At 51.3% G+C, this 12,100-nt stretch carries 9 protein-coding genes and 2 pseudogenes; 8 read left to right on the top strand and 3 right to left on the bottom strand.

Going from position 1 to position 12,100, the window contains the following annotated elements:
* The first annotated feature begins 363 nt into the window (after positions 1-363).
* Positions 364-1,692, top strand: coding sequence for a hypothetical protein (locus tag NN5_RS22170; RefSeq protein WP_067738378.1), 1,329 nt, complete (start codon positions 364-366; stop codon positions 1,690-1,692).
* A gap of 141 nt (positions 1,693-1,833) precedes the next feature.
* Here NN5_RS22170 and NN5_RS26555 read toward each other — a convergent pair.
* The 3 genes and pseudogenes from NN5_RS26555 to NN5_RS22185 form a co-directional block, all read right to left on the bottom strand.
* Positions 1,834-2,062: pseudogene (locus NN5_RS26555) on the bottom strand (IS630 family transposase); the annotation flags it as partial.
* Between the two features lie 19 nt (positions 2,063-2,081).
* Positions 2,082-2,842 (bottom strand): IS5 family transposase gene (locus NN5_RS25455; protein ID WP_217998743.1). Its coding sequence is split into 2 segments (ribosomal slippage): positions 2,082-2,506 and positions 2,506-2,842, totalling 762 coding nucleotides; the frame shifts between segments, so codons are not numbered across the junction.
* A 75-nt stretch (positions 2,843-2,917) separates the two neighbouring features.
* Positions 2,918-3,379: pseudogene (locus tag NN5_RS22185) on the bottom strand (transposase); the annotation flags it as partial.
* 398 nt (positions 3,380-3,777) lie between these two features.
* Between NN5_RS22185 and NN5_RS22190 the strand changes: the two are divergent.
* From NN5_RS22190 to NN5_RS22220, 7 genes are all read left to right on the top strand, one after another.
* Complete coding sequence (locus tag NN5_RS22190; protein ID WP_157081272.1) at positions 3,778-5,043, top strand: glycosyltransferase family 4 protein; 1,266 nt, start codon at positions 3,778-3,780, stop codon at positions 5,041-5,043.
* 30 nt (positions 5,044-5,073) lie between these two features.
* Entirely contained in the window at positions 5,074-6,093 is a 1,020-nt protein-coding gene (locus NN5_RS25460; protein ID WP_157081273.1) for a sulfotransferase family protein, read from the top strand.
* A gap of 91 nt (positions 6,094-6,184) precedes the next feature.
* Complete coding sequence (locus NN5_RS22200; protein WP_067738392.1) at positions 6,185-7,417, top strand: hypothetical protein; 1,233 nt, start codon at positions 6,185-6,187, stop codon at positions 7,415-7,417.
* A gap of 5 nt (positions 7,418-7,422) precedes the next feature.
* Positions 7,423-8,709 carry a hypothetical protein gene (locus tag NN5_RS26075; RefSeq protein ID WP_157081274.1) on the top strand — a complete coding sequence of 429 codons (1,287 nt, stop codon included), beginning with the start codon at positions 7,423-7,425 and terminating at the stop codon, positions 8,707-8,709.
* A complete protein-coding gene (locus NN5_RS22210) occupies positions 8,706-9,494 on the top strand; it encodes a glycosyltransferase (protein ID WP_067738398.1) in 789 nt (262 codons plus the stop codon). The genes NN5_RS26075 and NN5_RS22210 overlap by 4 nt, the downstream gene beginning before the upstream one ends.
* 15 nt (positions 9,495-9,509) lie before the next feature.
* Positions 9,510-10,370: an aldo/keto reductase gene (locus NN5_RS22215; protein ID WP_067738401.1), complete on the top strand. Its 861-nt coding sequence runs from the start codon at positions 9,510-9,512 to the stop codon at positions 10,368-10,370.
* Between the two features lie 5 nt (positions 10,371-10,375).
* Entirely contained in the window at positions 10,376-12,079 is a 1,704-nt protein-coding gene (locus tag NN5_RS22220) for a GMC oxidoreductase (RefSeq protein WP_157081275.1), read from the top strand.
* Positions 12,080-12,100 lie beyond the last annotated feature (21 nt).

Below are 12,100 nucleotides of genomic sequence, written 5' to 3' on the forward strand. Positions count from 1 at the left end.
TTGCATCTGTGGCGACCGTATGTGAGTTTGATCAGGCTCGGCAATGGCCGCACAGGTTATGGGCTTGGAACCTTGATGCGAGCTCTCAAGAAAGACCAATATCCCCTTGGCCAAGTAACTTGACTCCAAATCCCCCATGTGAGCGGAGGAGGGGCCCCTCAAAGCGAGACTCTAAAAGTTCATGGCTTGGCCGAAGAGAATCATCGCTTGGATTCTTTGGGGCAGCGGGTTACACCCTTGGTGCGCTTAACATTTGCAATATCCATGTACCGGCACTGTCAGCGGTTGAATATGAGATTTCGCCGTTTAATTTGGCTCATGTGTTGGGAATAATTGGTACAATTCCGTTGATAGGGTGATCCGGTGGCTGTGATTTCTCTCGAACTAAACGAACTCAATCTCCACTATGTTCGCAAGTTTGTTACGGCAGGCAAACTGCCGGGCTTTGCGAAGCTACTCAAGGAAAAACAGCTTTTCGAGACCGTGTCGGAGTTGGGCTATCCGTATCTTGAGCCATGGATTCAGTGGCCAACCGTTTACAATGGAAAGACCTACAACGAGCATAAGATTTTCAGGCTCGGCGACTCGGTCTACAAGCCGCAGCCACAAATCTGGGAAAAGCTGGAGGCACAGGGCGTGAAGGTCGGCGCGCTTTCTCCGATGAACGCTGCCAATGCTTGTGCGAATCCTGACTTCTTCATGCCTGATCCTTGGACTAATACCGAAGTAACAGCGAGCCCGCGCGCAACGAGACTCTATGCACTGATCCGCGACGTGGTGAACGACAATGCATCGTCCGAACTCTCGTCGTTTAAACTCGGACGTCAGCTTCTCCCACTGGCATTGCCTTATTTGCGCGGCAAATCATTGGCCCGCTATCTGCGCATCCTGCCCATGGCGTTGCGGCACAAATGGGCTAAGGCAGCGTTTCTCGACTGCCTGCTGACGGACCTTTTCCTCAGTCTGATGGATGACAATGGTACACAATATGGCTCGCTGTTCCTCAATGCTGGTGCGCATATCCAGCACCATCACATGTTCGACAGCGAAGCCTATGAAGGCGAGCGTCGCAATCCAGGCTGGTATTCGAGCGCAGCCGAGAGCGATGTCGATCCGCTGCTATTCATCTACAGCGTATATGAGGATATCCTGAACCAGTTCCTCGAAACCGGAAACCGGGTGCTTATCACCACTGGTCTCAGCCAGATGCCAAACGAGCGAGAACACTATCAGTATCGCATCGTCGACTTCGACAGCTTCTTCGCCGAAGCCGGATTGAAGGACGCGGAGATCAAGCCGCGCATGTCGCGCGACTTCCTGCTCGATTTCCCAACACGGGAGGCCGCTGAGGTCGGTATCGCAACGCTCGACACAGTCCGATGCGGTGACAAGCCGCTGTTTAGCATCGAGGACAGGGGCACGACGCTGTTCTGTCAGGTCGGGTATTTCGGCGCGCCGGAAGGGCTGGATAACGTGACCATCGGCAGCGTGAGTGGCAACCATCGCGCAAAGTTCACACTCGTCTCGATTGAGAACGGCATTCACCAGACGATAGGTTATCACATCGACAGTGCGATCGCTGCGACGGGCGAAACGCAGAACATCCCGCTAACGGAAGTTCACGAGAGGCTTTATCGTGCTGCGATAGATGCCACCGCCAGCCGACCCAAGGTGCTGAAGAACGTCGCCTAACTCCTAACCGGATTGTTCTGTTCAGCGCCAGTGGAAAAACATGCACATTGTATCGTGATGACGGTGGTTCATGCCTGTATTTCACCTTCGGCTTGTAAGCAGATGGGCTTACCGTACTTGGACAAATTCCGGGTAGTTATGTCGGTGCTGCTCGATTGCATGGCCAGTTTTTTTCCGCTTCAGCCCGCGGCGCACGAAAAAGCGATGCAACCCGGCAACGGACACGGCCAGGCCCTTTTCAGCCAGCGTTCGGCGCAGTTCCTCAAGTGTGGTTTCTTGCGCGCCTCCCAAATGGCCAGGATGTTCGCTGCACGCTCTTCACCTGGCGCGAGGGCATGTCCCGCCCTGTGGCTTGGAGGGCAAAGTCACCTGCCTAGGGCGTGGACTCATTACGCGGCGCACCAGATGCGTGTGCAAATGAGTTTGGCGGCGGCCATGAAGTTGTCAGGATTTTTGTCGTAGCGGGTGGCGATGACCCGGAACTGCTTGATCCGGTTAAAGAAGCGTTCGACGAGATTGCGCTGGCGGTAGAGCCATGGCGAGAAGCCGAAGCGCTGCTTACGGTTGGAGCGATTGGGAATGTTGGTCCACACACCTCTGGCGGCGGCGGCGTTGCGGATGGGGTTGCTGTCATAACCCTTGTCGCCCAGCAGGGTGGCGCCGTTAGGGATGCCGGCGATCAGCGCTTCGGCCTCGCAGGCATCGTGAACCTGGCCGCCGGTCAGCCGCAGGCCGACAGGACGTCCCTCAGCGTCGACAAGAGCATGGAGTTTGCTTGTAAGGCCGCCCCGGGAACGTCCCATGCCATGATCGCAAGATCCCCCTTTTTTGCCGTCGCACCGTGTTGGTGGACGCGCACGCAGGTGGAATCGATCATCACGAGTTCGCCGTTGAAACCGGCCGAAACGGCCGCCAGCAGCCGGTCCCAGACCCCGGCTTTGCGCCAGCGCACGAACCGGTTGTAGCAGGTGGTGGATGGCCCATAGCGCTCGGGGATTTCCGCCCAGGGCGAACCAGATCGAAACCGCCAAAGGATGCCGTTCAACACCCGCCGGTCATCTATCCGAGGCACGCCGCGCGGCTTGTTGGGCAGCAGGGGCTCAATGATCGCCCATTCCTTGTCTGTCAGTTCGTACCGCCGCCGCGCCATTCGCCCCTCCATCCCAGAAGGAGCCTGAATCACGCGCAGAAGGCAAACTCAACCCGGTTTATGAGTTCACGCCCTAGCCCACGCTTCGATCAACGTGCCGTCCACCGAGAAATGATCGTCCAACAGAAGAACCTGTACGCGCGCCTAACTGGTGATGGCCGGCAGGAACTTGGCGGCAACGTCCCCGGACAGCAGCCTCTCGCGGTTCTTGCTGAAGACCGTGACATCCCAGATCGGCGCATCCATCGCCAGGCCAACGAACCAGCGGAAGGGCAGGTTATAGTCCATCTGCTCCATCAACTGGCGTTCCGACCGGATCGAATAGAAGGCCTGCAAGAGCAAGGCGCGAAGGAGTTTCTCGGGCGGGATCGAGGGCTTGCCGATACGAGAATACAGGCTGTCGAAATCCACAGACAACACTTCCAGCGCTTCATCGACAATCGCGCGGATCGCGCGAAATGGATGGTTCGCCGGCACCCGAGCCGCGCAGCTTACATACGAGAATAGCCCCTCGTTCCGCTCATCACCGCCGCGCATCCCGATCCCTTCAACATCACTCTATGCGATCCTGGAATCAGCAAAGCCACCTCGGGGCAAGCTCCTTTTTCCGCGGCCTGCCAAAAATGCTCAACATCCCTGTGACCTTCAGCCTTCTTCTCCAGCAACCATCTCGGAGGTCGAGCTGGGACCGCCTCGCAATCCGCATGTCACACCCGCCGGCAGAATAGGCGCCCATATCGATAGATATCGACCTGCCCTGTCCACTACTATCGGCAGTTGAACGCCTCATATGATTCAGCTAGAGAAAATCTCTGAATTTGTAGGTGCTCTCCAACTCCTTGAATGCGGATAATATTGCCTGCAAGGCTTTGCTTACCGGATACCCTCTTCAGGATAAATTTGCGCAAATATGTCAATTAAGAGAGTATTTTTTGATGAAGTTCCTCTACTGCGCCACCCGCTGGCATCACCCTCCTTTTACGGGGCGGGAGCGTATGATTTCACAAGTATTGAAATATTGCCTTGATATGGGAGAAACTTCTCTCGCTGCATTTTCCAGCGATGACCCGGCTTCCACTGATCCTTTGGACGACCGCCTTGCGTCGAAGTTTAGATTGTCAGACAACTCGATCCTCGGGGCGCTTGGAAGTTTCATCCGACATCCGACATACCCCCTTCAAGCCCATCTTCTCTCATCCGGAAGTGCCGCAGCAAAGCTTGAAACAACAATCCTCGAGTTCAAGCCGGATATCGTCATCTTCGACATGTTGCGAACAATGGCGTCGGCGGTGCATATCAGGCAGCGTTTCCCGAATTTACCAATGCTCATCGACCTCGATGACATGCTGTCGCTCCGGTACGACCGTATGCTCAAGGCATCGAACCATCGTATCGACAGCACGTTTGCAGATCGCATCCCCAAGAGCCTGAGGGGCATAACGAGCTTAGCACCAGCGGCGGCTCTGGCCGCGGAACGGTTACTCATGCGCCGAGCAGAGCGGCGGATATCGACGATATTCGATGGCGCCTTGATGGTCTCATCTCGAGAAGCCACAAATCTGCAGACTTATATGCCGCCCGACTTCAAAATTACGCCCATGCCACCGGCGGCCGATCGCACCCCGACTGTCAGTGTCTTTGAACGAAAAATTCCCACCCGGGCGATTTTCATGGGCAATGCCAAGCAATATGCGAATGCAGACACCTTGCTTCGTCTTGATAAAATCGCCGATGATTTCAAGTTTCGATCCCCCAATTCGACATTACGCTTCGAATCTGCAGGAGTTAAGAACGATAATTTACATCTGAAGCATGTCAAGCAAATCGGGTTTATCGATAATATCGAAACTTTTCTACATGACGGCGCAATTTTCGTCGCCCCTATAACAACTGGAACTGGAATAAAATTAAAAATTATTGACGCCATGTTGAATGGCGTGCCCGTGATGACCACTGATATCGGCGCCGAGGCAATTGAAGTATTTCCTCGAGACCATTATTTGCATTGCGAAACGAATGCCGAGTTCGTCGATTCTTTACTGAGAATTGAATCAGGTGAAATATCTATCGATCAATTACAAGGCATGGCTACGACTGCACGGCAAACTATTAGTGTCAAACATGATAATGCTATGTTGCAAAAGTCATTCCAAGCTGCCGTCGACGCCGCCATCAGCCGGAGAGCCTTACTTGCGCAATAAGTCAGCGCTTTCCCGACTAGGAGCATAGAATTGACCGAACAAACAAAATCCGAAAATATGTTTCCAGAATCGGAAAGTTCAACATCAGCCCCAGAGGGGCGGATAGCGTTTTTGATTAGCCTACCCCGTTCTGGATCAACGTTGCTACAGCGGATGCTGACACTCCATCCGGAGATAGAAAGTTCGGCAGAAACTTGGTTTTTCCTTAATGCTCTAGGCTGGATGGCACCGGTTGATATCCAAACTGAATTTGACTATCGTGCATGTCGCATTGCGTTGTCCGAATTCTATCGCGGAGATCGCGCGCAGAGATTGAACCAAGCGCTGAACCTAGCGGCAGCATCATTCGCGGATGATCCCACGAAAATATTCATCGACAAAACGCCGCGATACGCCCTGATCTTGAACGAACTTCGGCAATGTCTGCCCGATTGCAAGATCATATTGCTATTCCGAAATCCACTGTCCGTTGCAGACAGCATGGTGGACGCATGGGGCGATGGAGGACGGCGATGGCGCATGCGGCCGTATTTTGTCGATCTGTACAAGGGTTTGGAGCGAATGCATGCTTTTGCCGAGGTGGCGAAAGACGATCCCAACACCTTGGTGGTGAAATACGAGGATGTCGTGAAGATGCCATCGGAGACATTTCGTGACATTGCTAAGTTTCTGGACTTGAGCAACTTTGCACCGGATTTTTCGAAGATTGCTGAACAGCAAGTGACTGGGACGATGGGTGATAAGGTTGGAATTCACCGATACCGTGAAATTTCGATAGAATCCCTTGGAAAGCTGAAGCACTTCTGCAACCCGCTCAGACGTCATTGGGGGCGCCGCTATCTCAATTGGTTCGGCGAGCAGCGGCTGGAAACGATCGGTTATAAGAAGCGGGAACTCGAGCACCAATTGGGCTCGGCCAAGGGTTATAGGTACATTGGCAGAGACATTCTCGAATCTCTTTTTCAGCTTGCGAAGCTTCTCACGCATGTGAGGCGCTTCAGCTCCAGGGAAGCGCGGTCAAAAATGGGCGAAATGTCAGAGCTTTCCTGAGGAGTTGAACATGAGGCTATGGCGGCGTAAGCTTAGCGGGTCGCGCTTGCTTGTTCTGATCTTAAACCTAGGATCACGTGGATTAGGCGTCATGCGGGACACGGCGGCGGCGGTTATCCTACCTGCAGGCCCGATTTTGGACCTATTCTCGTCGCTGATGCGACTGCTGTTTTCTCACTGGACAGTCTTTGTCGACTTCACGGCGATGAACTGGATATATGCGACGCGACAGAACGGTAGAAATCGAATTCCGATCCTTGAAGTTCTAATCATATCCACAATAATGCTTATTTTAGGGTGCGCATTATTAGAACATATCTTAAACTTCTTTTTTTTCATTCATTTTCGACCAAAATCAATATTCATTTTATTTTACCCAGTCTTCCTGGTGGCGACGTTGATATGCGGACTTTCGATCGCTTTTTACGCCCTTCACAATAAATTTGCAAATTCAGCGGCAACAATTTCAATTAATATAATTGTGATTGCCGCACTGTTATTCATCGCCTTCGATAAAACGATTTCCAATGATGCAAATACCCTTCTCCTGATCGTCCTATTTGCACCACTGGTTCTATCGTTACTATTCTTAACCATGTTGATGCGTGCACGGAAAAAATATAAGTTCACAAAAGCCGTAAATTTACGCTCTGTCTCGATCTACACGTTGGGCTTCATGCAGTCAGTGATGCAACAAACACCTACACTGATTGCACATCACTTCGCCCTTAGTTCAATTGGGTGGGCTTCAGCCTTGTATATTATCGAACGAGTATTCACGCTTGTCCCGCTAACGCTGTTGTCTGTTATTATATCGCACTATCTTGACGATTTTTCAGCGGCGCTTTTGAGGGATGATGTGTGCGAAGCCAGAAAATTATACCGTAATACGCTAAAACATAATCTTCTTATTGGCATACCGATATTACTAGCAATACTGGTTTCACTACTGGTGTTCGATTTTTTGTTTCATCCCGCGATTTTCCAGTCCCTTGGCGGAATGTTGTCGCTCACTTTGCTGATGTCTATGGTCGCCTTGGGGTGCGCGGGATGGCTGATCGAGAGCGTCGCCCTGCGCAGCCTTAGTGTTTGGAGGAAGGAGCATATTTCTCTGTCAGCATCGATCTCAGCAGTCTTGGGCTCACTCTTACTGTTTGAAGTCCTTCGAGGGCTGCATCTCGCCGACAATTGGCGCATAGTGGCACTAGGTGCGCTGTGGGCCGCCCCCTTGTTATTGCGTTGCGTAATGATGGTGGGAATTTTGAGGTTCTTTTTCGATCTCCATGACCGTTCGGCAAAAGTTGCCGTTAACGTCTATAGGTAAATTGAATGGTTCATTCTGGAAATCACGTTGAGCAGCGCCCAAGCCAGCCTGCACAATTCCACCATAAACAGCGGGCGGTGTCACGGGGGTGGTCAGTGCGTTTGCCCGTAGCAATACTACTCGCACTCTATCTTTTTAGCGCGGTAAGATTCGGCCAAGTTCTGCTTTCCCATATCACGATGGTTCTCATCGTGGTGTTCGGCTTCTTGAATCTGAAGAAGATAGGCCCTCTTGTTATCACTGCAGTATGCATTTTGGCTTGCAAAGAGATGGTCGACTTCGCCAAATATGGTTTTGATGAACGAGCAGCGATGCAGGGGCTATTTGTACTTTTAACAATTATTTTTATAGAAATTTTACACAAATTGTCCAATTCTGGTAAAATTACTAGGGCGCAGTTGAATGTTTATATATTATTGAGCTGCGCGCATGGAGTTTTTATTCTATATCAATTTGTGTCATTTAATATTTTTAAGGACTATGGGACGTTGAACCCTTTCGGTGCATATTCTCAATTTGGTCCTGACCCGCTCAGTGGGGGGAGGCCAGGCCCTTACAATCCGTTTTTCCGTTCGAATACGATCTCCTTCATTCGTCCTAACGGACTGAATTGGGAGCCATCTGCGGCCGCGTTCTGGGCAACCTTTGCAATTTCAGTGCTCCTCTCGCGATTTAGGCAGATCCCAATGCCCACATTGAAGATAGGCATTCTGTCGATATCCGTAGTGGCCACCGGTTCATTTCTCGGCTTGGCGCATTTGGTTATCTTGTTCGCGGCCATGATATACCAAATAATCAGAAATACGCTTCTACGAATGATGATGGTTTGTTTAGCAATAGCCACCCTTCTCGGTTTATTCGAATTAAATATTTATACGTCGGCTGGCCGCATAGAGGAAATTTGGCGTCCAGGAACTTCCGGATATGTGCGTGTTACCGCACCGCTTTTGTATTTGCGAGACCAAGGCGTGTCATTATTTGGATCACTGCCGCTCGGCTCCAAGGCGTACAGCACGTATTCGGCTTTTATAAGTGCGGGAAGGACTTCTTATTCAACAATTGAAAATGCCTTACTTCAATACATTATATATTTTGGAATTGTTGGAGTAATTTTCTATTTCATAGTAACTGCAAAAGTTGCTCGCGCATCCATTCGGAGCAATAACCTTCCGCTCATAATGACGTTCTTGTTTGCACCGCTATATGGTGGCCATGTTTTCAACCCCATTTTCATCGTGGCTGTAGGTTTGTGGTATATGTTTTCAACTTGTCGGCTAAAGGGGCGAGTATGAGCTCGGATACTCCACGCCTTACCATCATCACCGTTGTTCGAAATAATCTGCAGGGGCTGATCACCACCTCGAATTCTGTTCTCGACCAGAGCTTCACCTCGTGGGAACTAATTATCAAGGATGGCAGCTCGAACGACGGCACATGCGAATATGCGGAAGAATTGATGCATCGTGATCCGAGAATTCGACTGGTTACAGATCCGGACAAAAGCATTTATGATGCGATGAACGTCGCACTGTCGCATGCCGTCGGCGACTACACGTTGATGCTGAACGGAGGCGATTTCCTCGTAGACAGTTCGGTGCTCGACGAAGCCTTTGCCCTGCTCGACGCAATAGAGACTCCAGTTGATATCGCATTCTTCGCGACTCGTTGCCGTTTTGAGGGTGGTCGCAGCGCCACGCGGCGAGCGCGGCGGCTAAGCTACATCAAATATGGCTTGCCCGCCATTCATCAGTCGACGCTCTTCTCGACCGCTTGGCACAAACGCTTCCCGTATGATTTGAGCTACCCCATATGCGGGGACTACGTCACGATAGCCTCACAAATAAAAGAAGGAGCGCGCGCTCAATGTTTTGATTTCATTCTATCCGAATTCGAAATTTGCCGTGACTCAACAAGTTTTGCAGGTCGGGCGCGATCCAGGATTGAAATGGATAGGGCCTTGAGAGAGTTGTGGGCAGAAAGCTGGGCTACCCGGAAGCTCAAGGCGGCGCGGCGCTATCTTTCAAACCTTGCGGTACAGCTTCTTGTTGCGACCAACGGATTGAGCAGGCGGCGCTGACAGTAGGAGGACGGCATGAACGCTACGGCCTTGATCAAGGATCAGAACACCAACAGGCCTATTATTGGATTGGGCTGTGCAAGACTAGGCTCGGTGAACGGCTTACAGAAGGCGGACTCGGCTGCCTTGATTGAGGAAGCATTAACGCAGGGCGTCAAATTCTTCGACACAGCAGACATATATGGCCAAGGCGACAGCGAACGCATTCTGAAGGCCGCACTGGGCCAGCGAAATGATGTATTTATTTGCACAAAGGTCGGTCAGTATTTTCCACTTCCAATGCGCTTGTTCATTCCTTTCAAATCCTTCCTGATTCCCATCGTCGCGAAATGGAAGGGGGCGTCACAGGCGGTAACATCTACGCGTGCGCGCGCACTTCCGACCTGTTTCACTAGAGGCTATTTGACAGAACATGTGGAATCCAGCCTAAAAAGGTTGGGGCGGGACAGTTTAGATGCGGTCTTGCTGCACGGGGCCACTGCCAAGGAGATCGCCGATGGTGAACCTCTCGAAGCGCTTAAGGAGTTGAGAGATCAGGGCAAGGTGCGGCTGATTGGGGTGTCGGCAGAAGACAGGGAAAGCGTAGTCGCAACGCTAGCGCTTTCAGATGTCGACATTCTGCAACTTCCACTACAGCCTGATGATGTAGACATGTTGAAATTCGTTGATCGAGCAAGCGCCAATGGAATTTCTGTAGTGGCGCGCGAAGTATTGGGTGGGCCCATAGCCCTACAAGCTAAGACGCCTTGTGAACGAACCCAATTCATAAACGAACGCCTGCAGGCATTATCTCGAAATTCCTCTCTGGCAGCCGTTATTATTGGTACAAGTTCAATTTCACACCTAAGAGAGATTACTCGGATATTTAAGGGATAAATATAGTGCAATTCATCGACGCTAATTCTCTAGTCGAGAATGAAGAAGTTGGTAATTCCGATGTGGTCTGCATCATCGGCGCGGGCCCGGCTGGGATCGTAACTGCACTCGAGTTAGAGAAGTTGTTTCCTAGCGTTCGAATCATACTAATTGAAAGCGGTGATTATACGAACAACAAGGAAGCAGATACCTTGAGCGATGGAGTTTCCATTTCCGAAAAATATGCACCACTCAATATGTATCGTCGACGGGCGATCGGTGGAGCTTCAACAATCTGGGGCGGACGGACGATTCCCTATGATCCCATCGATTTGAGGGACCGCGACTATGTCCCATGTGGCGTATGGCCAGTCGACTATGAGGACATGAAGAGTTTCTTCCTAAAGGCCGCCGAATATTGCGAGATCGGATCAGCGAGCTTTCGACTGTCGGAGGTATATGGTCCAAACTATGATCGGACCGTTGGCGCCTTGGATGACGATGTCCTTTCCGACGACAGCCTGGAACGCTTTAGCGCTCCAACCAATTTTGGGAAACGCTACAGAAACGCTCTGGAATCCTCCAAGTCTATCAGAATCGTTACGCATGCAACGTGCGTCAATATCGCCATGGATGACAATGGCGATCGAATTCGCTCGGCTGACTGCATCAGTTTGGTCGGAACCAAATTTTCGGTAAAAGCCGGCTACTTCGTCATTTCGTCGGGCGGGCTTGAGAGTTTCCGGATCTTGGCCGCTTCCATGGCTAACAACAATTGGAGCCTCCCGAGTGGTGACCGGGTGCTTGGGCGCTATCTCATGAGCCACCTTGAAGCGGATTTCCTCAAACTGGTCCTTCCTTCAAAGGACTGGCCGGTGCATTGGGGCTTTGATCGACTGCAGGGTGGAATATGGGCCCGTCGGCGTTTCGTCATGACGGAAGCCGCGCAGCAGGAGCACCGATTGCTGAACTTCGTGCTGAGATTCATGCATGAAAATGCGGCCAATCCGGGGCACAAGGATGGTGTCTTATCGCTGATGTATTTTGCCAAACGATTCATCCTGCCGGAATATACGCGCAAGATGACAATGCAGGAGCGCGACGAACTTGCAAGGCTTGGGCACGATTCCTCGTTGTGGCTCTCTCATGCAAAAAATATTGCTCTAAATGTCCCTCAACTGGCAAAATTCTTGCCGACATGGATCTGGATGAGGCATGGTATCTATCATCGCATTCCGTATGTTGCTCTAAAAAGTCGTACCGGCACCTATCAAATGGAATTCAATTCAGAGCAGGTTCCAAATTTTAATAGTCGGCTTTTCTTGACGCCTGATCGCGATCGGATGGGAATGCTGAAGATGGGAGTAGATTGGAAGTATTGTGAACAAGATGTCAATTCCGTAATGCGGGCGATTGAACTTTCCTGTGGAGCATTTTCCAAAATCGGTGCCGAACTTACCTGGCCGCAAGAGATGTCGCTGCGTGAATTGATCGATACGCGCATGTCGCCGGTGGGCGGACACTTTATCGGCGCGACACGCATGGCGGAGAAACCATCAGAAGGTATCGTTGACGCCCAGTTAAAGGTGCATGGGCTACGGAATTGCTATATTGCCAGCGCGTCGGTCTTCCCGACGTCAAGTCATGCCAACCCGACCTTCACTTTGGTTGCTTTCTCGTGTCGTCTGGCGGCTCATCTCGCTCACATGCTGGGCCGGATGCATTTGTGAAACGCCCCGTTTTTTCGAAAA

Origin of the sequence: Novosphingobium naphthalenivorans NBRC 102051, from assembly GCF_001590985.1 — a bacterium.
Lineage (GTDB): Bacteria > Pseudomonadota > Alphaproteobacteria > Sphingomonadales > Sphingomonadaceae > Novosphingobium > Novosphingobium naphthalenivorans.